Annotated in this window: 23 protein-coding genes, 18 tRNA genes, 1 pseudogene and 1 other annotated feature; of the genes and pseudogenes, 9 read left to right on the top strand and 33 right to left on the bottom strand. The window is 50.2% G+C overall.

Annotated features, from left to right (window positions below):
- Positions 1–95 precede the first annotated feature (95 nt).
- The 3 genes from OCU14_RS07150 to OCU14_RS07140 form a co-directional block, all read right to left on the bottom strand.
- Positions 96–2,780 (bottom strand): DNA translocase FtsK, encoded by a 2,685-nt coding sequence (locus OCU14_RS07150; protein WP_261810423.1) that lies wholly within the window; start codon positions 2,778–2,780, stop codon positions 96–98.
- A 285-nt stretch (positions 2,781–3,065) separates the two neighbouring features.
- Complete coding sequence (gene ytpR / locus OCU14_RS07145) at positions 3,066–3,704, bottom strand: YtpR family tRNA-binding protein (protein ID WP_261810422.1); 639 nt, start codon at positions 3,702–3,704, stop codon at positions 3,066–3,068.
- Between the two features lie 21 nt (positions 3,705–3,725).
- Positions 3,726–4,058, bottom strand: a complete 333-nt coding sequence (locus tag OCU14_RS07140; protein ID WP_261810421.1) for a thioredoxin family protein — start codon at positions 4,056–4,058, stop codon at positions 3,726–3,728.
- Between the two features lie 234 nt (positions 4,059–4,292).
- Here OCU14_RS07140 and OCU14_RS07135 point away from each other — a divergent pair, with 234 nt between their 5' ends.
- Positions 4,293–4,559, top strand: a complete 267-nt coding sequence (locus OCU14_RS07135) for a PepSY domain-containing protein (protein WP_261810452.1) — start codon at positions 4,293–4,295, stop codon at positions 4,557–4,559.
- Positions 4,560–4,629: 70 nt separating this feature from the next.
- Here OCU14_RS07135 and OCU14_RS07130 read toward each other — a convergent pair whose 3' ends face one another.
- Both OCU14_RS07130 and pepV read right to left on the bottom strand, forming a co-directional pair.
- On the bottom strand, positions 4,630–5,118 hold the full coding sequence (locus tag OCU14_RS07130) for a universal stress protein (RefSeq protein ID WP_261810420.1): 489 nt from the start codon (positions 5,116–5,118) through the stop codon (positions 4,630–4,632).
- 32 nt (positions 5,119–5,150) lie between these two features.
- The gene (pepV, locus tag OCU14_RS07125) at positions 5,151–6,551 is read right to left on the bottom strand and encodes a dipeptidase PepV (RefSeq protein WP_261810419.1); all 1,401 of its coding nucleotides are present in this window, start codon (positions 6,549–6,551) and stop codon (positions 5,151–5,153) included.
- 145 nt (positions 6,552–6,696) lie between these two features.
- Between pepV and OCU14_RS07120 the strand changes: the two genes are divergently transcribed.
- Positions 6,697–7,524 carry an NAD(P)H-hydrate dehydratase gene (locus OCU14_RS07120; protein WP_261810418.1) on the top strand — a complete coding sequence of 276 codons (828 nt, stop codon included), beginning with the start codon at positions 6,697–6,699 and terminating at the stop codon, positions 7,522–7,524.
- Between the two features lie 139 nt (positions 7,525–7,663).
- Here OCU14_RS07120 and OCU14_RS07115 read toward each other — a convergent pair whose 3' ends face one another.
- Positions 7,664–8,368 (bottom strand): S4 domain-containing protein, encoded by a 705-nt coding sequence (locus OCU14_RS07115; RefSeq protein ID WP_261810417.1) that lies wholly within the window; start codon positions 8,366–8,368, stop codon positions 7,664–7,666.
- 12 nt (positions 8,369–8,380) lie between these two features.
- Positions 8,381–10,021, bottom strand: coding sequence for a putative polysaccharide biosynthesis protein (locus OCU14_RS07110; protein ID WP_261810416.1), 1,641 nt, complete (start codon positions 10,019–10,021; stop codon positions 8,381–8,383).
- Positions 10,022–10,246: 225 nt separating this feature from the next.
- Between OCU14_RS07110 and OCU14_RS07105 the strand changes: the two genes are divergently transcribed.
- Together OCU14_RS07105 and OCU14_RS07100 are read left to right on the top strand one after the other, a co-directional pair.
- Positions 10,247–10,570 (top strand): hypothetical protein, encoded by a 324-nt coding sequence (locus OCU14_RS07105; RefSeq protein ID WP_057877999.1) that lies wholly within the window; start codon positions 10,247–10,249, stop codon positions 10,568–10,570.
- Between the two features lie 189 nt (positions 10,571–10,759).
- Entirely contained in the window at positions 10,760–11,524 is a 765-nt protein-coding gene (locus tag OCU14_RS07100; RefSeq protein WP_261810415.1) for a flavodoxin family protein, read from the top strand.
- Between the two features lie 59 nt (positions 11,525–11,583).
- Here OCU14_RS07100 and OCU14_RS07095 read toward each other — a convergent pair whose 3' ends face one another.
- Both OCU14_RS07095 and leuS read right to left on the bottom strand, forming a co-directional pair.
- Complete coding sequence (locus OCU14_RS07095) at positions 11,584–12,345, bottom strand: hypothetical protein (protein WP_261810414.1); 762 nt, start codon at positions 12,343–12,345, stop codon at positions 11,584–11,586.
- Positions 12,346–12,487: 142 nt separating this feature from the next.
- Positions 12,488–14,917, bottom strand: a complete 2,430-nt coding sequence (gene leuS / locus OCU14_RS07090) for a leucine--tRNA ligase (protein WP_261810413.1) — start codon at positions 14,915–14,917, stop codon at positions 12,488–12,490.
- Positions 14,918–14,987: 70 nt separating this feature from the next.
- Positions 14,988–15,188, bottom strand: a binding site (T-box leader).
- A gap of 130 nt (positions 15,189–15,318) precedes the next feature.
- On the opposite strand from leuS, the gene OCU14_RS07085 reads away from it, so the two are divergent.
- Both OCU14_RS07085 and mnmM read left to right on the top strand, forming a co-directional pair.
- The gene (locus OCU14_RS07085; protein ID WP_261810412.1) at positions 15,319–15,960 is read left to right on the top strand and encodes a phosphatase PAP2 family protein; all 642 of its coding nucleotides are present in this window, start codon (positions 15,319–15,321) and stop codon (positions 15,958–15,960) included.
- On the top strand, positions 15,957–16,523 hold the full coding sequence (gene mnmM, locus OCU14_RS07080; protein WP_261810411.1) for a tRNA 5-(aminomethyl)-2-thiouridylate-methyltransferase MnmM: 567 nt from the start codon (positions 15,957–15,959) through the stop codon (positions 16,521–16,523). Before OCU14_RS07085 ends, mnmM begins: the two co-directional genes overlap by 4 nt.
- 136 nt (positions 16,524–16,659) lie before the next feature.
- Here mnmM and OCU14_RS07075 read toward each other — a convergent pair.
- The 6 genes and pseudogenes from OCU14_RS07075 to OCU14_RS07050 form a co-directional block, all read right to left on the bottom strand.
- Positions 16,660–17,960: pseudogene (locus tag OCU14_RS07075) on the bottom strand (glycosyltransferase family 2 protein).
- 11 nt (positions 17,961–17,971) lie between these two features.
- A complete protein-coding gene (locus tag OCU14_RS07070; protein WP_261810410.1) occupies positions 17,972–18,481 on the bottom strand; it encodes a hypothetical protein in 510 nt (169 codons plus the stop codon).
- Positions 18,478–19,290, bottom strand: a complete 813-nt coding sequence (locus OCU14_RS07065; protein ID WP_261810409.1) for an EAL domain-containing protein — start codon at positions 19,288–19,290, stop codon at positions 18,478–18,480. The genes OCU14_RS07070 and OCU14_RS07065 overlap by 4 nt, the downstream gene beginning before the upstream one ends.
- Positions 19,291–19,400: 110 nt before the next feature.
- Positions 19,401–20,123, bottom strand: coding sequence for an adaptor protein MecA (locus tag OCU14_RS07060; RefSeq protein ID WP_057879392.1), 723 nt, complete (start codon positions 20,121–20,123; stop codon positions 19,401–19,403).
- 137 nt (positions 20,124–20,260) lie between these two features.
- Positions 20,261–20,677, bottom strand: coding sequence for a transcriptional regulator SpxA (gene spxA, locus OCU14_RS07055; protein ID WP_261810408.1), 417 nt, complete (start codon positions 20,675–20,677; stop codon positions 20,261–20,263).
- Between the two features lie 200 nt (positions 20,678–20,877).
- Positions 20,878–21,618 carry an MBL fold metallo-hydrolase gene (locus OCU14_RS07050; protein WP_261810407.1) on the bottom strand — a complete coding sequence of 247 codons (741 nt, stop codon included), beginning with the start codon at positions 21,616–21,618 and terminating at the stop codon, positions 20,878–20,880.
- 124 nt (positions 21,619–21,742) lie between these two features.
- Here OCU14_RS07050 and OCU14_RS07045 point away from each other — a divergent pair, with 124 nt between their 5' ends.
- The 3 genes from OCU14_RS07045 (at position 21,743) to OCU14_RS07035 (ending at position 23,809) form a co-directional block, all read left to right on the top strand.
- Positions 21,743–22,285: a monooxygenase gene (locus OCU14_RS07045; RefSeq protein ID WP_261810406.1), complete on the top strand. Its 543-nt coding sequence runs from the start codon at positions 21,743–21,745 to the stop codon at positions 22,283–22,285.
- A gap of 82 nt (positions 22,286–22,367) precedes the next feature.
- The gene (locus tag OCU14_RS07040; RefSeq protein ID WP_261810405.1) at positions 22,368–23,588 is read left to right on the top strand and encodes a DUF2075 domain-containing protein; all 1,221 of its coding nucleotides are present in this window, start codon (positions 22,368–22,370) and stop codon (positions 23,586–23,588) included.
- Between the two features lie 53 nt (positions 23,589–23,641).
- Positions 23,642–23,809, top strand: a complete 168-nt coding sequence (locus OCU14_RS07035) for a hypothetical protein (RefSeq protein WP_261810404.1) — start codon at positions 23,642–23,644, stop codon at positions 23,807–23,809.
- A gap of 108 nt (positions 23,810–23,917) precedes the next feature.
- Here the strand turns inward: OCU14_RS07035 and OCU14_RS07030 are convergent.
- From OCU14_RS07030 to OCU14_RS06945, 18 genes are all read right to left on the bottom strand, one after another.
- A tRNA-Asp gene (locus tag OCU14_RS07030) sits at positions 23,918–23,991 on the bottom strand.
- A gap of 5 nt (positions 23,992–23,996) precedes the next feature.
- Positions 23,997–24,070: transfer RNA gene (locus OCU14_RS07025), tRNA-Met, on the bottom strand.
- Positions 24,071–24,092: 22 nt separating this feature from the next.
- Positions 24,093–24,165, bottom strand: a tRNA-Glu gene (locus OCU14_RS07020).
- Between the two features lie 9 nt (positions 24,166–24,174).
- Positions 24,175–24,262 (bottom strand) — tRNA-Ser (locus OCU14_RS07015).
- Positions 24,263–24,266: 4 nt separating this feature from the next.
- Positions 24,267–24,341 (bottom strand) — tRNA-Ile (locus OCU14_RS07010).
- 5 nt (positions 24,342–24,346) lie between these two features.
- Positions 24,347–24,417, bottom strand: a tRNA-Gly gene (locus OCU14_RS07005).
- A 21-nt stretch (positions 24,418–24,438) separates the two neighbouring features.
- Positions 24,439–24,511: transfer RNA gene (locus OCU14_RS07000), tRNA-Phe, on the bottom strand.
- 50 nt (positions 24,512–24,561) lie between these two features.
- A tRNA-Asp gene (locus OCU14_RS06995) sits at positions 24,562–24,635 on the bottom strand.
- 5 nt (positions 24,636–24,640) lie between these two features.
- Positions 24,641–24,714, bottom strand: a tRNA-Met gene (locus tag OCU14_RS06990).
- 10 nt (positions 24,715–24,724) lie between these two features.
- Positions 24,725–24,814 (bottom strand) — tRNA-Ser (locus tag OCU14_RS06985).
- Between the two features lie 30 nt (positions 24,815–24,844).
- A tRNA-Ile gene (locus tag OCU14_RS06980) sits at positions 24,845–24,918 on the bottom strand.
- A gap of 14 nt (positions 24,919–24,932) precedes the next feature.
- Positions 24,933–25,006: transfer RNA gene (locus OCU14_RS06975), tRNA-Met, on the bottom strand.
- 28 nt (positions 25,007–25,034) lie between these two features.
- A tRNA-Pro gene (locus OCU14_RS06970) sits at positions 25,035–25,108 on the bottom strand.
- 6 nt (positions 25,109–25,114) lie between these two features.
- Positions 25,115–25,188 (bottom strand) — tRNA-Arg (locus OCU14_RS06965).
- 43 nt (positions 25,189–25,231) lie between these two features.
- Positions 25,232–25,303: transfer RNA gene (locus OCU14_RS06960), tRNA-Gly, on the bottom strand.
- A gap of 9 nt (positions 25,304–25,312) precedes the next feature.
- Positions 25,313–25,385: transfer RNA gene (locus tag OCU14_RS06955), tRNA-Thr, on the bottom strand.
- Between the two features lie 46 nt (positions 25,386–25,431).
- Positions 25,432–25,504: transfer RNA gene (locus OCU14_RS06950), tRNA-Lys, on the bottom strand.
- A gap of 3 nt (positions 25,505–25,507) precedes the next feature.
- Positions 25,508–25,580: transfer RNA gene (locus tag OCU14_RS06945), tRNA-Val, on the bottom strand.
- Positions 25,581–25,669 lie beyond the last annotated feature (89 nt).

Below are 25,669 nucleotides of genomic sequence, written 5' to 3'. Positions count from 1 at the left end.
TTCCCTACCGTTCAAGTGACTCTAATTCCATTCTAGCATATCCCCCCACCCCATAAAAGAACCGCGCGGTCAATGGTTAGTGAGGAGTATTCACTCTATGATGAAAATGGTGCATTCTGGTCATGGGGTTCCGGTAAATCTTTCCCCAGGTCTTCTGGTTTCAAATAAACTTCACGCGGCTTGGATCCGTGCTGTGGTGAGACATAGTGATGGCGTTCCAAGTCATCGATCAGGTTGGCTGCGCGATTGTAACCAATCGAGAAGACCCGTTGGAGTTTAGACGTGGAAACCGTTTGTTCGGCTGCCACATATTCTAACACCTTCGGTAACAAGTCATCCTGATTTTCCTCGGCGGTCTCCCGTTTTAGGAGGCCTTGCGGTTCGAACGCATAGTGCGGTTGGCCCTGAGTCCGAACGAAGTCGGCGACGGCATCCACTTCGGATTCCACAAAGGCCCCTTGCAGACGCATCGGTTGACTGGCCCCGTTGCCAAGGTACAGCATATCCCCGCGTCCCAACAAGTTTTCGGCTCCGGCGGTATCCAAGATGGTCCGTGAGTCAATCTGACTAGAGACCATGAAGGCAATCCGCGTGGGGATGTTGTTCTTGATGGTCCCGGTCACAATGTCAACACTTGGTCGTTGCGTGGCAACCAACAAGTGAATGCCGGCCGCTCTGGCCTTCTGCGTAATTCGAACAATGTAATCTTGAACTTCACTGGCCGCCATCATCATCAGATCGGCTAATTCGTCGATAATGATCACGATGTAAGGCATCTTGAGTCCGGGTTCGTCATTCGCATCGGCCCGATCATTGAACTGTTCAATATTACGGACGCCAGCCGCTGCCAACTTCTCGTAACGTTGATCCATCTCGGTAACCACCCATTTCAGAGCAGCCGCTGCCGCCTTCGGATCGGAGATGACAGGTGCCAACAAATGTGGCAACCCGTCATACGGTGCCATTTCAACGGCCTTCGGATCAATCAGTAACAGCTTGACTTGTTGTGGATTTGCCTTATACAAAATGGACAACAGCAAGGAGTTAATGAAGACACTCTTACCGGAACCCGTGGCTCCGGCGATCAGCCCATGTGGCATCCTTCGCAAATCGGTGACTTGTGGCTTCCCAAAGAGATCGACTCCAAGTGCAACCGTCAATGGTGACTCACTCTTCTTAAAGGCTGGCGAATTCAACACTTCAGACAACATGACTGGCCGAGACTTCAGGTTAGGAATTTCAATCCCAACCGTGGTCTTCCCCGGAATTGGGGCTTCAATCCGGATATCCTTAGCGGCTAATGCGAGCTTCAGGTCATCATTTAAATTCGTAATCTTATTGACCTTAACACCCAGCGCTAAGCTGATCTGGAATTGCGTGACGGTTGGACCAACCGTCCAATCCGTGACGTGAGCATCGACGTGAAAGGCGCTCAATGTGGCGTCTAGAACCTCTGCCTGATGCTCAATCCACTCGTCTAAGGCGGCCTCATCCGGAATCACCGGCTGTGGCAGGAGTGAGATATCTGGGAAGTGGTACCCACGTTTCGGTGTTTCTGCTTCGGTCGTTACTTCAGGTGCCGCTGGCCGATCAAAGAGGGCCAGGTTACGCTGATCGTTCCCCTCTTCTTGCATGATATCGCCCAACGAATGACCTAATCCCCGGGCTGGCTTGGCCTTTGCCGATGCAGGCGTTGTTGTCGCCGTCTTCTCTGTTGGGGCTTGGGCCCGTTCTAAGAGCTGACTGACCTCGGCAGGTTGCTCAGCTACTGACGAGCCCGCCGTCTCGTGAGTGGCGGCATCAGTCGCCGCTGTTGCAGAACCTTCGGCAACTGAACTTGCGCTTACGGGTGCCACGCTGTCCGGCGTGTCATCAGCCTCAGTAACCCCTGAGCCTTCATCGGTGACCTGAACAGCCGCACTAGCTGGCTGCTCAGTCGTCTCAGGCGTTGCTGGCTCCTGGTCGTCTTCACTATTGTCCGGTTGGGCATCTTCAACCGGTGTGGTTGTTTCAGCAGGCGCATCCGCTGCGGTTGCGGTCGACTTAATTGTCCCGACCGGCAGATACTCTGGGCTGTTGTCTTCATGCAACTCATCAGGCTCAGTCACTGCGTCGTCTTGTGAGGTTGCATCCTCAGTTGGATAGAAAACCTCAACTGGGGCTTCATATTTCTCAGTAGTAGGCGTTGAGACAGGTGTCGCGTCCACCGCTGTTTCTGGGACCGCCGAATCCGCCGACTGGTTCGATGTAACCGCAGCTGGCGTTTCCGAAACCGTCGCTTCTGACGCCACCGGTGCTGCACTGGCCTGTGTCGTGACCTCAGTAGCCGATGTTGTCTCTGGCAAATCACTCGCTTTCCCAAATAGGAAAAAGCTGCTGTCATCCTTTTTGAGTCCTGCAACTAATTGTTGATACCGTTGCCGCGAACGCCGTGTCGGCCGCGACCAATGAAGCTGCTTAGGGACCTGAGTGACTTGAAATGGCCGATAACTCTGATTGGCACTACCTACGACGGGTTCATCCGTCTCGAGTGTCACTTGGCGTTGTGGCGTCTTCTTGGGTTTGGGCTGTTGTGCAGTCTCACGCTGACTTCTGGCCTCTCGTTGCCGTTCTGCGACACGCTCTTGTTCCTGCTGTTTTCGCAGTTTTAGGCGTTCATTTCGTTCCTGACGATGCTTCACCAGGCGTTGTGCCCGGTCATCGGTGGTATCTTCTAATTCCTCCGCGGAGGGTTTTACCGCAAATTTGCGAAAAAACGCTGGTCCATCATAGTGCTCCATGTTTCTTCCTCCTTGACAAGCCTGCCACTTGTCGAAATTCTTTGCCATGGGAGGAGACGCCGTCAAATCGACGGCTACCGTACTCATTCCCGCTTTAAACTTCGATTGGTTAAACCGAAGATTCCTAGTCATTACAAGTCGTGACTTTTCGGCCAACAACGGCGCGTAGCCATCGCTGATCAGGCACCCTAGCTTGCAGTGCCACTTTGCCTAAAAGCCAATCTCCCCTATTGTACACAAAAAAGCGGGCCGCCGACAAGGGCTGACTCGCTTTCGTAATGTTTCTTAAGCATTAAAGATTGATTGTCCCCGTTCAAAATCGAAGGGCTCACCGACAACGTAATCGTCTGGTAAAATCAAGGCACCCGGGCGTTGAGGGGCATTAGCCAACTTCAACTCACGTCCGGAACAAATCATGCCATCACTCTCGACACCCCGCAAGGCACCGGGCCAAATAATCAAGCCACTAGGCATCATGGCCCCAACTTTGGCCACAACAACCTTGATATCGGCCTGCATATTAGGCGATCCACTCACGATCTTTAACGTCTGATCGTGGTCCACTACCGTTTCGGTCACTAACAAGTGATCAGAATCGGGGTGTGGCGTCGCCGTCTTAACGTAGCCAACCACAAACTTAGGATCGGTATCCGCCACCAACTCGCCGGCGAAACCAGCGACCTCGAGTGCGTCGTTTAACGCCGCCACGTCGGCCTCGGTCAGATGAATCTGTCCGTTACCTGAAATAGCCGGTAACACCTTGGAGATGGCTAAGAAGTTATAGCCCAAAGTTTGTTCAGTTTCTGGATCATAGATTCTGGCAACACCATCACGAACGGTATGCGCCTGTTGTGGTGTATCTTGAGCAACAATAACAATTAAAGTATCCCCTAACTCGCGGGGATTGTAACTAGCAATTAACATGTCGGGATCCTTTCCAACGGTTTAGTCAGCGTTGGTCGCTAACGAATTAATAAAGTTTTCTACTTCAGTCTGAGTCTTCCGGTCCTTGTTGACCAATCGGCCAATTTCATCCCCATTTGAGTAGGCAATGAAACTCGGAATACCAAAGACGTTCAGTTCGGCAGCGAGGTCAATGTTCTCATCTCTGTCGACCGCAATAAACTTAAAGTCGGGATATTCAGCTTCAATGGCAGGCATTGCTGGTTTGATGAATGCACAGTCTGGGCACCAAGTAGCGGAGAAGAATAGCATCGTCTTGCCGTCTTTAACGACGTCCTTCAGTTCTGCAGCTGACATTTTAGGTAATTGTTCCATGAATAAGCACTCCTTTATTTAAGTTTAAAAATTTTCACAAGCACCATTATAGCACGCCCACAACATTTTTCACTATTTTTGCCTTTTTACGGGAACTTCCCTACGAAGATTGCTATACTAGGGGCAGATAAACAGATGATATTGCTCAGCAATAACTGCTAAGGAGGCGGTAGGATGACTGCTAAGAATGGACAATTGTATCAACTCAGTCTCACCGGAGTCATCGGCGGGTTAATGGGCATCTTCATCACACGCGTCTTTGGTGGCGGCTTTCGCTTGAACCCCGATATGATTCTGGAACAGGTCAAGGCCCAATTCCGTCACGAATCGCCAATCGCGGGTAGCTGGATTGAAAAACACGCCGTACCGTTCCAAAAATTTGCCGTTAAAACACAAGTTTACTATGGCGGCATTACTCGCTATGAGGATGACCAACTCGTTCAGTATCAGTTCATTGCCGATGCCAAGACGGGAAGCGTCCTCGACATTCACCGCTTATAATCACGCAACTTACCACTAACATAGAGGAGGCTCAGGATCGCAACGATCCTGAGCCTCCTCTTTTTAATTTTTATTTCGCTTTTGCGTGGTTTTGCATGTCTGTCCGAACAATCAGGACATCACAGCTGGCATTAGCCACGACGTAACTTGCCGTGGAACCCATTAACATCCGTTCCACCACATTGGCCCCGGTCGCACCGAGCATGATCAGATCCGCTTGGTATTCCTGAGGCAACGTCTTCGCCAAATCAACCTTGGCGTGGCCATAGAAGACCGACGTCACAACCTGCTTTACCCCTGCGTCTTGTGCTTTTTGCCGATACTCATCAACGGTGTGTTCCCACTGCTGACGAGCCTCGTCCATGACTTCTTGGTCAACATACCCGAAACCAACCTGGGTATTTTGACCAATGCCAACATAGTCGCCCCCACTCATAATGGTGACGATGATTAATTCAGCATCATTTCGTTCTGCGACGGCGATGGCTTTCTCCACCGTGCGCTTGGATTGACGGGAACCGTCAACCCCCACGAGAATTCGCTCATAACGTTTGGTCATCTGTACCACTCCTTTGTGGGCCGCTGGACTCCCTACTTCGTTAACTCGTAGATGGCTTGCCCGTAAATGGCCATGGCCTTCAACAAATCAGCTTCTGGTTGAAATTCATCGGCCTGGTGCATGGTGTCTTGTGTGCCGGGGAAGAGGGCCCCAAAGGCTACCCCACGCTTCATCAACCGGCCGTATGTTCCACCGCCGACAACCTCTGGTTGGGCGTCGTTGTCACCGGTCTGTTCGCGATAAACATTCATCAAGGTCTTCACGATTGGGTCTTCTGGATCCACATAGTGCGGAACCATTTCTTTACCCTGTTCAACGGTCACGTTCATGGTTGCCGTGGCCTGTTGTAAGCCCGCTAAGATCTGAGCGGCACCGGTCCCGGTTGGGTAACGGAAGTTGGTGTTGATTAAACCACCCTTGCCGGCAGTGAATTGCATGATCCCGACGTTCATGGTCAGGTCACCCATCACTTTATCCGTGAAGGCAATGCCTAGTTTGTTGGCGCGTGAGTCATCATGCAGTTCGTTAGCCAACAGGCTCAGAAAGTCGGCAGCATCCCCACCAAAGGCGTAGCTGGTTAAGAAGCTAGCCAGGTAAGTTCCGGCGTTGATCCCGTTCTTAGGCTCCATCCCGTGAGCGGCCTTACCGATCACGTGGAAATGAATTCCGGAACCATCGACATTAACATCCCCGGTCACTGGGGCTTCATCGAGAAAGGCCGTGAAATCCGTTGCCAGTTGTTCATTATCAGCCGTCTCAACGGTCGCTTCGGCATCCCGTGGCACCATGTTTTCTCTAAGGCCAGCGTCGAATTCCGTCAAGGTGAAATCACCGGAATTGCTACCTTCAAAATGGTTTTCGAAGGTCACATTCCCTTTTTCACCGTTGATCAGTGGGAACTCAGCATCAGGTGAGAAGCCCAACGTTGGGGCTGGTTCGAGGTCGAGGTAATGGTTCATCCCGGTCCAGTCGCTCTCTTCGTCGGTTCCGATGATAAAGCGAATCTTGATCTTAGGCATGATGCCCTCGTCCTTTAACATCTTCAAGCCATAATAAGCAGCTAATGAAGGTCCTTTATCATCAGAGGTTCCACGGCCGTACAAGTTACCATCCTTGGCCGTCAGTGTGAAGGGATCGGTGTGCCAGCCCTTGCCAGCGGGCATCGCATCGGCGTGACCCAAGATAGCCAAGGTGTCGTTACCTTCACCGTATTCTACGTACCCGACCAGATTGTCGAGATTCTTAACCTCAAAACCATCGCGCTGAGCCAAACCTAAGAAGGCGTTTAACGCCTTAGCTGGACCGGGGCCTAATGGATAGTCTTCAGTCGCTTTAGAATCATCGCGGGCACTGTCAATACCGACTAATGTGGTTAAGTCAGCAATGTAGGCGTCGCGGTACTTTGCAGATAATTGTTGCCAATCAATTGCCATGATTGGACCTCCCTATAATTTATTCGGACCTCATCGTCCAACTTTACTTACCGTCAATTCTAGCATACCCACTGCCAATTGTAAGCCGTTTTCCCTTAGTAAAATGCTATACTGAAAGCGAGAACATCTGTCAGGAGGCTTTCACATGGAAACGTTATCGCCAAGCATTTTAACCCGTACCATTCGTCAACGACCGGCAGAAAGTCATAAGGGCACCTATGGCCGCGTAACCCTGGTGGGCGGCAATGCCAATTTCGGTGGCGCCATCATCATGGCGAGTGCCGCAGCCGTCTACTCCGGTGCCGGCCTCGTCACCACGGTCACCGATGCCAGCAATCAGTCGAGCCTGCATGCCCGGTTACCCGAGGCCATGTTTGCCGACCTCAGCAATCTCCATCAGCTCAGAGACCTGGTAAGCACCGCTGACGTCGTTGTGGTCGGACCCGGCCTTGGGACCGATGAGGCCAGCTTAATGGCCTTAAACGCCACTTTTAGTGCCATACACGCCAAGCAAACCGTCGTGATCGACGGTTCGGCCATCACACTGATAGCCAGCCACCACCTCACCTTGCCCGAGGCTCGGTTAGTGATGACCCCCCACCAAATGGAATGGCAACGATTAAGTGGCTTAGCCATTGCCGAGCAAACAGTCGCGAATAACCAGGCGGCTGTGGCCGATCTGAAAGCCACGGTGGTTGTTAAATCCCATCGCACCCAGATCTACACACCAAGCGGCGTCTATGAGAATCCCCTGGGAACGCCGGCCCAAGCAACTGGAGGCATGGGTGATACCCTTGCCGGCATGGTCGGTGGCTTTCTGGCCCAATTTGCCAATCCCACCGATGCCGTGCTCGCAGCTGTTTACAGTCACAGCGCCATTGCTGAAGAATTGGCTGCGACCCAATACGTCGTGTTGCCACATCAGATTATTACCGAAATCCCTCGATTTATGAAAGCCCATGAAGCCAAATAAGTTTGACAACCAATACGAGACCAGGACAGGTGTCCTCCTCTCGTATTTTTTAAGAAGAATTAGACGAAAAGAGGTAGGCAACACTGGAATAAATTCCAAGTGTCGCCTACCTCTTGTTGCATTTAAATTTTAAAAAGTTCTAATCGTTTTTTAGCAATTCATCCTCATCAACCAATGGTCCGGTGAGATTATCAATCTCATCAGGATACAAGCCGCGATAGGAAGACACGGAGAGGTCAACTGGTAACTGTAGCGGCCCAAAAGCCACGCGACTGACCAATCCATCAGCCCCCTGGAGGTTAGCCAAGGTGGGCACACCAACCGCTAAATCGCGGGTTCGCGCTAAGACGATCGTCTCTTGATGAATCTTATCGGGCATTAAGTCCACTTGGTCAAACGTGAGATCATTATCCAATGCCGGTAATTCTGACACCACACCTGCCAAACGGACACGTAACGTGCTCAGCCAGTCCTGGTTGGCGACGTCTTGTAGAAATTGGTCATCATCACTGACAATCACCAGTCCCGTCGCGTCTTTCGGCAGATCGGAGAAGACCTTTAACGCCTGTTCACGGTCTAGGGCATTTAACAAACCGCCTAGACTGTGGGGCGCCGTCGCGTCCAGGTTCAACTGGACACCGACAGGCTTGTTGAAAACCAGATAGCTCGGTTGTCGCCCCGTGACCGGGCGACCGTCAACTCGCACGTCATCTTGTTCCGTGACCGATGTTAATGGCGAATCAATCGCTGTTTGATTGACAGTGACGCGCCCCTGACGCAACAGTCGAAAGACCTGACGTCGTGTTCCTTGATGGAAATCCGTTAGGTATTGGTCAATCCTCATCGTATTGCCTCCCTAGTGAATGTGTAGCCGGCGCCGTAGCCCGGCAACTCGTGATCCTAGGATATCATCTGCCAGACGGCTCTTCAAGACCATGTAAACGTAGAAATAACCACCAACAAGCGCAGCCACGATCGTAATTAGAAAATTAATGGTTCGGCTTTCACTGCCCATTAAACCACCAATCAACGTAATCGCCCGGGCCAAGGCAAAGGTTCCCAAGGCTGCCATCAAGATACCGTTGGTGCGTTTGGCAATCTGAGCATAGTTAATCCCAAATTGCACATCAAGTGAATGAATAATCAGGTAACAGGTTACAAACAGCCCGATCCCGGTCGCCACCAGTGGGCCAAAGGCCCCCAAGAAGTAAACCAGTGGCCATTGAACAACGAACTTCACAACCGTCCCCACGGCAAAGTAACGCACCGCCCGTTTGTTTTGTGAGATCCCCTGCATCAGGGCCGCCACCACCGTGTACAACCCTAACAAGATTGACAGATAAGACGAGAAGGCCAGAATAGATGACGCTAATTTTTCTTGGGTTGGGCCATAGAAGATAATGTTCAATGGCCGTGAGACGGCCGCCATCCCCAAGGCACTGGGTAACATGACGAATTCAAACATCAGAAAGGCATTGGTCAATTGACCAGAAATCTCGCGCTTGTTGCCTCGCGTATAGGCTTCCGACAATAGCGGGACAACGGTCACTGCCAAGGCCGAAGCTAATGAGATGGTAATCATAATTAATTTGTTGGCGTTAACGCCGAACAGGGCGAAGAGGTCATTCAGGTGTTCCGCCGAATAATTTCCCGCCATGTGCATGATAGGCGCAAAGGTATATTGGTCAATCAATTGGAAGATCGTAATTCCGGCTCCCAGAACCACGAATGGCACGGCTTGCGCGATGATTTCGCGGTACAGTTGAGAAGCTGGTACGACCAATTCATTATTACTATTGGCCACCAAGTCCTGAAATTCACTCCGCCGACGTAAATAGTACACGCCCAAGATCAGTAGACCACCTAAGGCTCCGACTGCGGCCGCAAAGGTCGACTGAGACACAGCTGTGACCCAGTTGCCCTTCATCACTCGCATGATGACAAAAGCTGTCATTAACATGTAAATGACCCGAATCAGCTGTTCCACAAATTGAGAAATTGCGGATGGTGCCATCTGTTGGAACCCTTGGAAGTACCCCCGCGTAAGACTCATCGTGGGGATAATCAAGATCGCCCAGGATAAGGAATGTAAGACTGGAATCAGATGCTCATCACCACCGGTAAATAGTGGTGCCCCGAAGTACATCAGGGCAGCGATCCCAATTCCGGTTGCGATGGCAATCTCCAGCCCCCGTTTGTAGAGCCGGACACTGACCCCATATTCATTGAGAGCGTTGTAGTGGGCGACCTGTTTGGCAATGGCCGAAGGTACCCCCGCGATCGCTGCGATCAGGAAGAAACTATAGATATTATATCCCTTACCATATAGCGCGTTACCTTGAAGATAGAAGGCACCGAACCAGATGTTCCACGGAATAATATAGACTGCCCCGAGAATTCTTGAAAAGATACTTCCCGCAGTCATCCACGCCGATCCCGCAACCATTTGGTCTTGCGCGCTGGTGGTTTGACTCTCCGTGTTATCCCTTGCCGACATTTGACACCCTACTTTCAATTTGTAGATTCAACAGTTCCGTACTCGACGATTGTCGAGCTAATCAAACAAACATTATACCATAGCTTTTTCCCCACATTTATCAGGTTTCTTTAAAGTTTTTCGTGAAACCGTTCCCATCACACCGCAGATAATTTACCGAATATCGGGAACAGTGGTATGCTGGAGGTAGTCAAGAAACAAGATTATTCAAGGAGGAATGGCAATATGACGCAGGCAACAGCTGGTGCAACCGCGACCCCAAAGATGCAGATGTCCCCGGAAAGAGCACGGCAAGTCGTACGGATGACCAAGAGTATTCGAGAACATTTTCCAGAACTGGCAAAGGTTCCCGATGCCCAGTTGATCTACTCCACATGGCGTAGTTTCAAGCGGATTGACCAAACCAATGACAGTGATTATCAAACCATGGCTGACGTTTTCTTCCACGAATTTGACCGCCACTTACTCGATTATCAATTCTCCAAGGCTGGCGAAGACGAGCAGGTTCGCCAACGATTCTTCGCAATTTTAACTGAACTCTTACAGTAAGCTTGTCCCCTCACCCGCCATTAAAGGCTAGTGAGGGGTTATTTTTTGGAATTAAATTAGCTTGCGGTATACTAAATATGGTGAGAGTTTGCTCACCTGCGACCGTCCCATGGGGATCGGATGGCCTGACAACTTACATATCATCCCCCAAAACAGATTGAATCTTAATCTTTAAGCGAGGCGATTGATTTGCGTTATTTAGCCTTATTAGGCAGTCATCTCTCAGATGGGATCACTGCTCAGTACCTTCAAGCGGTGACTTCCGCTCTGCCTGAGACTGCCACGGTCGAGACGGTCTTTCTCCGCGACTATGACATTTACCCGGACACCAAGGAAAAACGTTGTCCGGCCCTAGACGAAATCGAAGCCAAAATGGCTGCCAGTGACTTCTGGATCATCTGTGCCCCCACCTATTGGGGTGGCCTTCCTGGCGTCATGAAACAGTTCTTTGACTGCATGCGGTTTCGGCTGGTTCGGATGACTTCTGCCGGTGACACCCTACCTGGGAAGTACAAGGACAAGCACTACCTCAGCATGACCACCTGTTTTATTAGCTCAACGGAGAACTTCTTTACGGGCATTACGGATCAGACCTTCGTGACCATTGATCGCGTCATGTCTGGAGCCGGAATCATTAAGGTCGGTGAATTTGTCGGTACCGGAACCTGGGGTACCCATGGTCCCCGAGAAAGTAAGCTAGCTGAGTGCCGTCGTCTCGGAGCCAAGATCGCCGACCGACCACGAAAGGATGATAATACCTTGAAACGTTACATACAGCTCTTCTTTATGATTGCCCTCATGGCCTTGGTTACCATGGGCTTGCAAGCCTGGTGGTTTGGCGTTTTCGCCGCCGGCAAATTTTGGTTGACCTATGCGACCTTTGTCATCATCTTCTACGTTTTACTGGCCAGCATCCTGCACTTTTTCACCTTCGTCCGCCATCGTCGACGTTAAGCAATACCTATCAACTTAAGCCCGATACAAAAGACCGAATCAGTCGATTCGGTCTTTTGTTAACCAATTTTTGCCTGAGAATCTCGCGGCAGATGCCGACTGACAAAAACACTCACCGCCAGATAGCCCAGGGCTACGATCGCTAGCAACAGGCCATTGAGTGAACTACGTTGATCGCCAATATTTAGCCAGGAAAGGTAGAAACGCACCACATAGGCACACGGATCAACAATAGTCATGACGATTGTGGCGAGCGCCGACTGCCCGAATAACTCAGCGTTGACCCCCAGCAATCCCACGCCAATGTAAGCTGTGGCAATCAGACTCGTCACGGCCCCTCTCACTGGCAGGAGCAGGAAAACCGTCGTAAAACCAGCAATAATTGGAATCAGCAGAAAATTCAGTCCCCATGCCACCACCATCATGTGTTGTAGGCTAGCCGAGATCGGCATCAAGATTGCGAGTACCCCGTCGAAGAGTAGAATTTCTATCTGAATAATTGCCGTCTGTAGGACCAGATTGCTCAGGAGCACGCGATAAGTCTCCTGCCGCGTGAGCGCCTCCACATTCACAGCACCTGCAGCCCAGATACCCATCAGGCTAAACTGAAAGCCACTGATGACACCGACCAAGATCATATAGGCCCAGTAGCCAAAGAGTTGGTTGGTCAGACTGTATCTTTCCAGGGGATGGCCATACTGATTGAAGGTGGCAACTAGTAAGTAAGCCAACGGTACACCAAGTGTGTAAACGAAAATCATTTTCTTCGCCCACGTGACCTGCCATTCCAACCTAACCAATCCCCATAATCGTTTCAGCATGGTCTCCCCTCCTCATTTTTGCCGAGTATACCATATCTAGCAGACACCCGAACCAGTGAAAGATTGGTTGATAAGGCGAGTAACATACGCGGTCAAAAAAGCCCCTGAAGTGTTGGCTTCAAGGGCTTTAACTGCATCAGATTTAGTTAGCAACAATGTTAATCAGCTTGCCAGGAATGACAATCACCTTACGGATCGTCTTGCCATCCGTGTGGAGCTTGACTGTCTCGTCGGCCAGAGCTGCGTCTTCGATGCCTTGCTTGTCGGCGTCTTTAGCCACCTTCAAGTGGGCGCGGACCTTCCCATTAACCTGAACAACCATTTCGACCACGTCTTCTACCAATTGCTTGGCATCGTACGTTGGCCACTTGGCGTAGGTGATGGTGTCGTCATGACCCATGAGGGACCATAACTCCTCGGCAATATGTGGCACGATTGGAGAAATCATCTTAACGAAGCCTTCCATGTAGATCAGAGGGAGGCTGTCGGCCTTGTAGGCTTCATTAACGAAGACCATCAATTGTGAAATAGCCACGTTGAAACGTAAGCCTTCCAGGTCTTCCGTCACCGTCTTAACGGTCTGGTTATAGATCTTGTCCAACGAGCCATCGTTAATCATCGTGACGCGATCACGCAGATGGTTGTTATCGTCAATCAATAAACGCCAGACCCGGTCGAGCCAACGACGAGAACCGTTGATCCCTTCCGTACTCCAAGGCTTAGCTGCTTCCAAAGGCCCCATGAACATTTCGTAAAGCCGCAGGGTGTCTGCCCCGTGTTCTTCGACAATTTCATCGGGATTGATGACGTTACCCTTAGACTTGGACATCTTTTCATGGTTAGTCCCCAGGATCATCCCTTGGTTAACTAACTTCTGGAAAGGTTCCTTGGTAGGCACGACGCCTAAGTCGTAGAGGAACTTGTGCCAGAACCGAGCGTACAACAGATGGAGTACGGCATGTTCGGATCCCCCGATATAGAGGTCCACTGGCATCCAGTACTTCAACTTCTCGGGATCGGCAATCATCTTGTCATTGTGGGGATCGATGTAGCGTAAGAAGTACCAGGAACTCCCAGCCCATTGCGGCATGGTGTTCGTTTCACGTTTCCCCTTACGACCATTCTTATCCACCACGTTGACCCAGTCATCCAGGTTGGCCAATGGGCTTTCCCCGGTACCAGAAGGTTCGAGTTGCTTAGCTGCTGGCAGCTTTAAAGGCAATTCGTCTTCAGGAACTAATGTGGTTTCGCCGTCTTCCCAGTGAATAACGGGAATTGGTTCACCCCAGTAGCGTTGACGGGAGAAGATCCAGTCACGTAGACGGAAGTTAACCTGCTTATGCCCGGCGTCGTGTTCTTCGAGCCAGTCAATGGCGGCCTTGATCGCAGTAGCCTTGTCCATGCCGTCCATGAAATCGGAGTTGATATGTTTCCCATCCCCGGTATAAGCGGCTTCTTGGACATCGGTATCGTCGTCACCGGCGATGACCTGAACGATTGGCAACTTAAATTTCTTCGCGAAATCGTTGTCCCGTTCATCGTGGGCTGGTACGGCCATGATGGCCCCAGTCCCGTAAGATGCCAGCACGTAATCCCCGATCCAGATTGGTAATTTCTTGCCACTCAGAGGATTAATGCCATAGGCACCGGTGAAGACCCCGGTCTTGTCCTTGTTCAAGTCCGTCCGTTCGAGGTCAGACTTGCTTTCAATGGCCGCCTTGTAGGCCTTCACAGCGTCGGCTTGTTCCGGCGTCGTAATCTGGTCAACCAAGGCATGCTCTGGAGCTAAGACCATGTAGGTCGCACCAAATAACGTGTCAGGACGGGTCGTGTAGACCTCAACCTTAGTGTCTTCTTGCCCAGCGACTGGGAAAAAGACGCTGGCACCTTCAGAACGGCCGATCCAGTTACGTTGCATTTCCTTAATGCTGTCGGGCCAATCCAGGTCATCCAGATCGTCAATCAAGCGGTCAGCATAGGCCGTGATCCGCAGAACCCATTGACGCATTGGCACGCGGTAAACAGGATAACCGCCCCGTTCCGTCTTGCCATCAACGACTTCTTCATTGGCCACAACGGTCCCACCCATGAAGTCGGGCGCCCAGTTGACCATGATCTTATCTTCATAGGCCAAGCCCTTCTTGTAGAGCTGTTCGAAGATCCATTGTGTCCACTTGTAGTAAGATTCGTCGGTCGTGTTAATCTCACGACTCCAGTCGTAAGAGAAGCCCAGTGAGCGAATTTGACGTTTGAAATTCTTAATGTTGTGCGCGGTGAAGTCCTTAGGATTGTGTCCCGTCTTCAAAGCATATTGTTCGGCTGGTAAACCGAAGGCGTCCCACCCCATTGGGTGAAGGACGTTAAAGCCTTGCATCCGCTTCAGACGTGCCATGATGTCAGTTGCGGTGTATCCCTCGGGATGCCCCACGTGAAGTCCCTGTCCTGAAGGATATGGGAACATATCCATCACATAGTACTTCGGTTTGTTCTGATTGTCTGACGTCTTGAAAGTTTCGTTGACCCGCCAGAAGTGTTGCCACTTACGTTCAATAATTTGGTGTTTGTAAGCCAAAATTGTCGCTCCCTTTCTCTAAATCGTCATTCTCCCACAAAAAAAGCCCCCAGTAGCCCAAAATGGGCTACTGCAGGGCGTTTTAGCGCGGTACCACCTACATTTCCTCGAAACTGTTTCGAGGCTCATTCCGGCTGATAACGTCGCCAAACGCCCACCTTGCGGCAGAAAGGACTCGGAGATAAGTTCGGTTGTTCAGGTAACGGATTTTCAGCAACCATCCGCTTTCTACATACCCAAACCATCTACTACTTCTCGTCACAGTCTTAGATTAATCAAATTGGTTTAATCTTAGCAAACCACCCCCGGAAAAGCAACCCCAATACGCTTGAGGTTGACCGATCAGAAGGGCCAGCTGTGCTATACTAAAATTTATAAAGAAACCTTGAGGAGGCGTCGTTATGGCACCAATATCTAAGACCCGTTGGTGGGCCACTTTAGGAGCCGCCATTATATTTTGTATCCTGTTATTAGGCGTGAGTCTCCAGCAAACCTGGGTGAAGGGCTTCGATCGCCTCATCATCGGCTGGATTCGTCATCCCCTGCCACCAACGCTTACGCAGGCCATCGTCACCATCACCCACTCCGGTGATCCCCAACCTGTGACCGCGATCACTCTGATCTTGGTGTTAGTCCTCGTGATTACCCGACATGCCAAGGGAGCGCTCTTTCTGGGCTGGAATGTCCTGATCTGGGCAGGGATCGGTAACAGTCTCATTAAACACCTGGTCCAGCGGCCACGACCAACCATCGATCGACTGGTTTCGGCCAGCTCCTACAGCTTTCCCAGTGGCCATTCCATTACGGCCATGCTGCTCTGGGGATCATTAATCGTCATGATCGCCTGGCAATCCCACGAACATCGTCGCTGGGCGTTGAGCCTGACGATTATCTTCAGCTGTTGGATTGTCATTATTGGCCTGTCACGCATCTACGTCGGGGTGCACTACCCCAGTGATGTGGCAGCCGGTTGGTCACTTGGCTTCGTCCTCCTGACCGTTACACAGTGGTTGCTCTTTAGAAAGGAAGCCCCTTCATCATGAACCTACCAAATGCCTTAGCCTATAGTCATACCCTGCTGGGTGAGTGTGTCGGCCCCGGAGATACCGTGGTCGATGCCACCGTCGGCAATGGCCACGATACCTTGTTTCTGGCCAACCAGGTCGGTCCTACCGGCCACGTCATTGGTTTTGACGTCCAAGATGCCGCGCTGAGCGCTACTCAGACGCAACTCACCCTGACCGGCCTCGGTGCACAGGTTGACCTGCATGCGACCGGCCATGAACACGTGGGCGACTACCTTGATGACCCCACCCAGATTGCCGGAGCTGTCTTCAATCTTGGCTACCTGCCTGGCGGTGACAAGTCCGTCGTGACGCAGGCGACAACAACCTTGACGGCGGTTAAAGCATTGTTACAACACCTCCGCCGCGGGGGTCGAATTATCCTCGTGGTTTACTCCGGTCATCCCGGAGGCATGGACGAACGTCACGCCGTGGTTGACTTCTGCCAGAACCTACCGCAGAAGACCTATCAGGTTCTGCAATACGGCTTTATTAATCAGATTCATCATCCCCCATTTTTACTAGCAATTGAACGTCGCTAAAAATAGTGACAACTTAAAACAAGGGCCTGGGAAAACTCCCAGGCCCTTTCGTGTTGCCAAAATTATAGGGTTGAAACGTGCACCAACAGGCAGCTGGTTCCGCTTAATCCTGATAACCGCCTGTTGGTGCCCGCCTTTATTTTTTCATTGATTGCCGTTTAGGGCTAACCCAGGTTCCGGATCCAAAACCCAGAATTGTCTTGAGGGCGGGAACAAAGGTCATGACCACCGTGATGGGATTAACCATCCAGTAGAGAAGAGGTATTTCATTTTAGCTCCGTGATGGTCCAACAGCAAGGCCGCTAGGAGTTGCATGAAACCCGCGAACATTTCAAAGGTCACAAAGATAAAGGAAATCAGGATCCCATGCATCACTCGCTCGTAGTTCCCCGTGAAGAGAAAATACAGCATCATGCCAATAAAACCTGCCGACGTAATCGTAAAGAAGAAAGACCAGATAATCGACAACGTCGAATCCAAAAACATCGACCACTGATAACGGTGTTCAACCGGATGGCGTAAAAACTTCCAGATGTTCGTTAGCCAGACTTCTGTCCCTCCCTGTGCCCAGCGCTTACGCTGATGGTAGAGATCCTTGATGGTTTCTGGCACGTTCATGTGGAAGATAATGTTGGGGGCAAATCGTGGGACCGCCCCAATCATCTGGTGGTCCCAGGCGATACTAATATCTTCCGTCGCTCGGTTCTGACGAAATCCTCCGACGTCGATCAGAAAGTCTTTCTTATACATGGTATTCGCGCCACTATAAGCGTACATCGAGTCGTTAACGGCCGTCTGACTTCGTTTAATCACACCGACAATACTGGTAAATTCCACCGTTTGTGACTTTCCCAACAGCGTCGTTCGATTCTGAACATCCATGTTGGCCGTAACAGCCGAGGTATTCATGTCGCGCTCCCGCCGAAAGAAATTCATGTATTTCATGAGCGCATCGGGTTCGGGGATGGTATCGGCATCGTTACTGAGAATATATTCGCCCTTGGCAAAATACATCCCAATGTTAAAGGCATGGGCCTTCCCCTTGTTCTTCAGGATCTCCACAGTTCGTAACCGCGGATAGGTCTCCTGCAGACGGTGAATAATTGCCGCCGTCTTGTCCGTCGACCCATCGTTCATGACGAGCACTTCAAAATTCGTGTAGTTTAACTGGTCAAATAGGTACGTAATGGTTTCTTCAATCATGACTTCCTCATTGTGGGCCGGAATCATGATGGTAATCAGCGGTTGCTTATCAACTGGGATGACTTCCCAATCATCGTCACGTTTGTTGGTCTTCAGGAAGCGATAGGACAATGCCCCAGCAAACCAGAAGAACGAACCAACCACTGGGTACAGGCAAAGGATCAGTAAAAGAACGTTGAGGATGGTCTTCCCCAACGTGGCTTTCAGAATACTGTCGATAAAGAAATCAAACATGCCCGTCGCTCCTATTTGTCCAAATCATTGAGATTACGTTGCTGATACAACTGGTGAATCTGATCGGTATCCAAGTTCTGTTCCGGCTTTACTTGATAATCCCGGACATTCTCCCGGAACTCCTGATCACCGAACCGCTGGGTCATAAAATCACCCAGAGTGTCTTCCCGTTTACGTTGGTCGATGGGATTAAAGGTGGGCCACTGTTCAACGACCCGATCGCGCTTTCGGTTTTGAATGATGGTCATCCCCACCGCGAACAGTGAGACCGTCACAAAGGCAAATAGTAACAAAATGCCAATAAACTTAATTTCAAAGATACCCTCGTTGTACGACCACAAGTGAATGACCCGAGGATCGTAGGAGGCCCAAAAAGACAGCACCGTCAACGTGATGGGGACTGCCACACAGATCCAGCCGAAGAGACCAACCACCGTCTGCCAAATTTTCAAGCCCCAATGGCCCTTCTCAAAGTAGTCATCCGTGTAAAGTTGCTGACGACCTGCTGATTTGTCTTTCATTTTGTCCCCGTTCCTTCCTGCGGATTACTCGGTCGGCCAAAGAGATAACCTTGACGCGTCCGAATCTGCAACTTTTCGGCAAGCTGTTGATCCTGTTCATTTTCAACCCCCATCAGGATCAACTCGATGTGGTTACGCTGCGCCAGCCGGTTCCAAAACTGTAAGTTAAGATCCAACCACTCGTTGGGATCCTCTTTACGAAAACTCCGCATGGAACATTTCAAGGAATCCACCTCAGGTAGAATCCACTCAATCGTCTTCAAGTTACTTAATGAAGACCCGACGTTATCGATCCCAAAGGTCATGCCATACTGTCGTGCTTCGCGAATCCGCCGGCGAAAGAGCCGTCGATTCAACCGATGTTTGTGGCGATCTGGCGTGTATTCAACGGACAATTTCATTGGGGTAATCTTGGAAATTGCCCAGCGAACGAAGTAGTGAAAGTCAGGACTGGTGATCTGATCGTACTCTAAATTAATCGACAGCGTGATAGGTTCCTCTGGTAGCGCCTTGAAGGTATCCTCCAGGAGAAAAATCACCCGCTGTAGCGGCAAGGAATCTAGCTGCTTAGGCAGTGTCCAGGAGTCATCGGCGTTATGTTGTCGCAATAGACACTCGTATCCGGTCACCTTCCCCTGATAGTCCACCTGCTTTTGGATAAAGTATCGTAACTCGAATTCATCATTTTCCAGATAGTTATTACTATTCTTGCGAGAATACCAGTAATAAATGACGATGGTTAGAACAACCACCACGGCCATCACCGCTGTCAGGGTCAGTAACACCCCTTCCAATTGTTGTAAGGTCATTTTTATCCTTTCAAATCAATGCACATGGGCCTAGACCATATACAGCCTTAATTATAGAAAAAGGACGCCGCGGCTATACAACCACCGGCGTCCTGATATCCTTCATTCGACTAATCACTCAAAAAATGGTACCGGGTCAGTTCTAATGCGGAATGTTCCATAATTAGCTGGCCATGTTCGGCCAAAACATCCGGTGCAACCTTAGTGCTGTCCCCATATTCATAGGCGACGGCCAGTTCATCTTTGATTGATTCACGCGAAGATTCATTGACGAAGAAAATTAATTCCAAATAGTAGGCGTTCTTGTAACGATAGAGGTTGGACGCTGCGTTCTCCAAGTGGAGAACCCGCGCCAAACTAATCATATCCTCAAATGTTGGTAACCGGACGACCCGAGTCGTGGTTGGTTGACCATCATCATCTAAATAATCCTCGATGTCGTTGGTGTTACCGGTGGCAGATTTAAAGTTGGAGAAGAAATCCTTCTGACCGTCCTTTTCCAGGAGGTGGGCTTTCAACTGATCCGACACCTGATCGGGGTGTTGCCCGTCAACACTTGCATCTGTCACATTCGTGTCAGTGGCACTGTCTTCATCGACATTCTTACTGATAAAGAGCTCGAGACCATTCCGATTTGGTAAAACTTGGAAGGTCACAGCATCGTTATCTTGGAATTGATGATCGACATCGACTTCTTCCAGAATGCTGTAGAAGAAACCTTCGATCTGCTTATGGTTGCCCAGAAGGTCCAAGACCGTAATGCCGCGTTCGCTGAGGTCATCGTTACCAATGACGACGCGGATCGTGTTTTCGTTAATACGTTCCATTTCCATTGAATAACACCCCTTTCTCATGGGTTTGGGGATCGTCCTTGATACTCATTCTAGCCATTTTATTTTACTTGTAAAGTAATCATAACAAAAAAACCAGACTGCAAGACTTATTTTCTCACAAATCTGGTTAGATGCAACTAATTAACCTTATTCGTTTCGTTTACCAGTCGTTGTGCCCGTTGAAGTTCTAGTTCGCGGACTTGTCGGGGTAAAAACCGGCGAATCTCTTCTTCGTTATAACCAACCTGAAGGCGTTTGTCGTCAATCATGATCGGCCGCCGCAGAATTCCTGGGTTCTGGCAAATCAGATCGTAGAGCTCACGCAACGGCAGATCATCCAAGTCAATATTTAACTCCTGGTAGACCCGTGACCGTTTGGAAACGATCTCCTCGGTCCCATCCTCTGTCAGTCGCAAAATGTTTTTAACATCGGCAACCGTCAAAGGTTCAGCAAAAATATTCTGTTCCCGATACGCAATTCCGTGCTTCTCAAACCATAAGCGTGCCTTACGGCAGGACGTGCAACTTGGTGTTGTATAGAGCGTGACTGTCATGATCGTTTCCCCCTCACGTGGTATAAATGATTTTATAAATACATTATACCGGTTTCCGGGGAAATTGGAAGAGGATCTGGGTAAATAATTAATAAACAATATCTATCGGATTGTTTATTAATTGCCATGATGATGGTCATCATCAACGAATTAGTCAGCAACTGTCTGCCAGACAATTAATATTTAACGAATACTTATAATTAGATTTCGTATGTTTTACCAACCTCGACCGTGGCCACTGGGACATCTTGCCCGGCAGCCTGCTGCGCCTCAGCCGTCAACTGCGACCATTCTCCGGTTTGTGGCAGGTGGGTGAGCAATAACTGCTTGACGTGGGCCGCCTGAGCCAAGTGGCCGGACTGTGTTGATGTCAGATGCCAGGCTGGGCCTTGATGGTCGGCGTAGAAATTGGTATCTGCCAGCAAGACATCCGCGTCCTTAGCCCAACCGATTAACCCATCAAAATAGGCTGTATCCGCGGTAAAGACCAACGTCTGACCAGTCGCCCGTTCGGTAATCCGTGGGGCATAGGCCGGTACCGGATGATGTGTCGGTAGAAAATCAATGCTGAGTGGCCCCAGTTCCAACGTTTGCTTAGGATCATAGGCCCGCCCTTCAGTAGCCTGCGGCCAGGTCAGACTCCCAAAGTTCAGTGGATCCGCAGTATGCCCGTAAATTGGCAAGATTGGTTCGGCCTTAGGCTCGGTGCCCAGTTGCCATTCGTATTGAAGGACGCCCACGTCGGCCGTGTGGTCATGATGGTAGTGTGTCAGGAGTACCGCATTGAGTTGTAAGGGACTCAGGACCTTCTGTAAGGCCAGCAAGGCCCCACTCCCGCAATCCAGTAACAGATGGTAATCCCCGCTTGTGATGAGGTAGCTACTGGTTCCCACACCGTTGTATGGGTAACCCCCGTAACACCCTAAAACCGTTAACTTCATCCAATCATCCTCTCATTATGGTTCTTGTCTTCAGTTTAGCGCGTCGTCTAGCGAGTGTAAACGTTTCGCTTTTCTTAGCGATCCCCTATAATGGGCCTAAAGGTCCCTAAAGGAGGCTCGCACGATGTTAACCCAACTTGCTGTCACCTTCGGCAGTCGTTACCTGCTTGAACAACTTGTTTCTAAACACCCGGATCGACCGTTTGTCCTATTAGCGGACACCACCGATCCCACTGGATTACAACTCGTTGACATTTCCGATAAGCCAACCATTTTCCACAGCCGACTGAGCTATCAGGTCCTATTCAGTCACGGTGAAACCGACTGGCACGGCTTCTATCATTTTCTCTATTTCACCTTTGACCCCGACGATGCCAAAATCTTCGAAGATCATCTCGACCGCTTGGTCCGTGGGGCGCTTCCTGTCAGTATGCAGGCCATTCTAGTCTTAAAAAAGGACCGCATTGCTGGCGAATACGTCGTCCTCACCATCTGGAACGATAGCCTGGCCTACGCCCTCTGGCGGCATTCCTACCGATTCCACGAAATTTCACGGTTCACGCAACGGTCGGTGAGTTCTCATGCAGCCACCTATCGGATCGCCCCACCAGAAGAGGCCGAATCTGCTGATGGTGATACTGATGAACAGCCGCCAGTCACACCTTGAGACCCCTGATGGGTCTTTTCTTTTACCCGGAATTCGCGTTACAATAGTTTTATATCTTTTTATAGAAAGCTGGCGACATTTTTTGACTCATGCAACCTCTAATGCAGCGGTGACCAAGATCGCCCCCACTGTACCCTTAACCACGGAGCAGGCTGATCTAGTTCAGAAAATTCTGAAATTTACTAGTGCTCACCTGAACGAGACGACGCCAGCTGTTTTTACCGTATTCGGTGATGCGGGAACCGGAAAAAGTGTCGTTCTGTCACACCTGTTTGATCGCTTACAGACGGCATCACGTACGGACCCAGACAGTGCCTTTGCCCACACGGAGAACTACTTTCTGGTCAACCACCCGGAAATTCTGAAGGTCTATCGGCAAATTGCTGGCGACCGACCGCACCTCTTTAAGAAGGACTTTCAACGACCTACGTCGCTCATTAATCAGGCGGAACAAGGTAAGGTTCACCCAGATGTTCTCATCATTGATGAGGCCCACCTGCTCTTGTCACAAGCTGACCACTACAATAACTTTTACGGTCACAATCATCTGACGTCATTGTTGGCCCACGCCAAGGTCATTATCCTGGTCTTTGACGAAACGCAGGTGTTGCGATTTAAGAGCTACTGGACCGAGAAACGCCTGCAACATCTGCTGGCTCCCTTTCCCCATGACAGTTACCGTCTGACCCATCAATTCCGCATGCAGGCTAGTGACGAGCTGGTCCAGTGGATCAACGACTTTACCCACGCTCGAGTGCGGCTACTCCCCACAACAGCCGGTGACCACTACGACTTGCGGATCTTTGACGATGCCGAGGACATGCGTCAAACCATTGTTAAAAAGAATCAATTGGTAGGCCTCTCACGCATTGTCGCTACGTCAGGCTATCCCTCCACGTTAGATGGCGGTAAACACTACATCACCGAAGGTCGTTTCCACCTACCGTGGGATCAGTACAATTACACCAGTACCCCTTGGGCGGAACTGCCCGAGACGATTGATGAAGTCGGGTCGATCTATACCTGTCAGGGATTTGATTTGAATTACGTTGGCCTCATCATTGGACCTACCCTCAGCCTTGATAGTGACGACCGTCTGTTAGTCAATCTAGACCGCAACACAGATGTCGAGACCTTTAAACATCGTGATGATTTGACCGACCCCCAAGAAGTTCTGTCAGCCAAACGACAACTCATTTTAAATACTGTGAACGTCCTCATGAAACGTGGGGTTAAAGGCTTATATCTTTTTGCCCACGATCAACGGTTGCGTTCGTTCTTAAAGCAAAGTCTAAACAACTAGGAGACTTTAACCGCTGACTGCTAAAGTCATTGGCACTAGTGGCGTGATGGCAAGTGGAAAAAACACCATTAATCAGTGTCCTGAGTCAGGTTTTTCTCGATAATCGCGTCGGTTTATTCGATGACTACGGTTCTGAAAGTGCCGATCTCATCATCGCCAGTCAACGGCCTCTTCAAGAAAAAGTCACCATCATCTTAAAAAACCTCGAGTCTAAGGTATAAAAGACACCGTTGTTGCCAATGACTGTATCAGCCATTGATAACGACGGTGTCTTTTTACCATTTTCTTGTGATATCAAAAAAGCCTTCCCTAAGGAAGACTTGCTCTGACGGTCCGTACGAGACTCGAACTCGTGATCTCCTCCGTGACAGGGAGGCGTCCTAACCAACTAGACCAACGAACCAATGATTGCGGGAGCAGGGTTTGAACCTGCGACCTTCGGGTTATGAGCCCGACGAGCTACCAGACTGCTCCATCCCGCGATAATATTAAGTTGTGTAACAATGACCCGTACGGGATTCGAACCCATGTTACTGCCGTGAAAGGGCAGTGTCTTAAACCACTTGACCAACGGGTCATAACTAAACGGAGAAGGAGAGATTCGAACTCTCGCGCCGCTTCCGCGACCTATACCCTTAGCAGGGGCACCTCTTCAGCCACTTGAGTACTTCTCCATAATGGGCCTAAATGGACTCGAACCATCGACCTCACGCTTATCAGGCGTGCGCTCTAAACCAGCTGAGCTATAGGCCCATATAAGCGGGTGACGAGAATCGAACTCGCGACAACAGCTTGGAAGGCTGTGGTTTTACCACTAAACTACACCCGCATATATTGAGCTTTACCTTAATGGCGCGGGACGGAATCGAACCGCCGACACATGGAGCTTCAATCCATTGCTCTACCGACTGAGCTACCGAGCCATTTGCCATTTAGCATTACGGTTGTTACACTCTGCTGACGAGCATAACAACGGTCCGTACGAGACTCGAACTCGTGATCTCCTCCGTGACAGGGAGGCGTCCTAACCAACTAGACCAACGAACCAATGATTGCGGGAGCAGGGTTTGAACCTGCGACCTTCGGGTTATGAGCCCGACGAGCTACCAGACTGCTCCATCCCGCGATAATAAGAAAGGAGGATGAGAGATTCGAACTCTCGCGTGGTTTGACCCACCTGACGGTTTTCAAGACCGTTCCCTTCAGCCAGACTTGGGTAATCCTCCATAAAAAACTGTACATGATCCAACTGGTGATGGACCTTGTAGGACTCGAACCTACGACCGAACGGTTATGAGCCGTTTGCTCTAACCAACTGAGCTAAAGGTCCAGTCCAAGTCCAAATCGCGGCGGGGGGGATCGAACCCTCGACCTCTCGGGTATGAACCGAACGCTCTAGCCAGCTGAGCTACACCGCGAAATGTTAAATAAAATATTCTTATTTAATCGGGAAGACAGGATTCGAACCTGCGACCCCCTGGTCCCAAACCAGGTGCTCTACCAAGCTGAGCTACTTCCCGTTAAAATGCACCCAGTAGGAGTCGAACCTACAACCTTCTGATTCGTAGTCAGACACTCTATCCAATTGCGCTATGGGTGCAAAAACGTTACTTACTAATGATGCTTAATACCTTTCGGTACTAAGCGGAAGACGAGATTCGAACTCGCGACCCCCACCATGGCAAGGTGATGTTCTACCACTGAACTACTTCCGCAAAATTAAATGCCGACTAGAAGATTCGAACTTCCGACCCCCTGTTTACAAGACAGGTGCTCTACCAACTGAGCTAAGTCGGCATAGTCAGTATCATGAATATCAAATTTCTCATCGTCCGAAGACGAATGAGCCGTGACAGGCTCGAACTGTCGACCCTCTGATTAAAAGTCAGATGCTCTACCAACTGAGCTAACGGCTCAAATGGAGGATACAGGGCTCGAACCTGTGACCCTCTGCTTGTAAGGCAGACGCTCTCCCAACTGAGCTAATCCTCCAAAATTCGCGTAGCAACGTCCTATCCTCGCAGGGGGCGATCCCCCAACTACTATCAGCGTGCTGAAGCTTAACTTCCGTGTTCGGCATG

This window comes from Levilactobacillus humaensis, assembly GCF_024345185.1.
Taxonomy (GTDB): Bacteria; Bacillota; Bacilli; order Lactobacillales; family Lactobacillaceae; genus Levilactobacillus; species Levilactobacillus humaensis.
The sequence above is the reverse complement of the archived record's forward strand: the minus strand, read 5'-3'. Positions and strand labels throughout refer to the sequence as shown.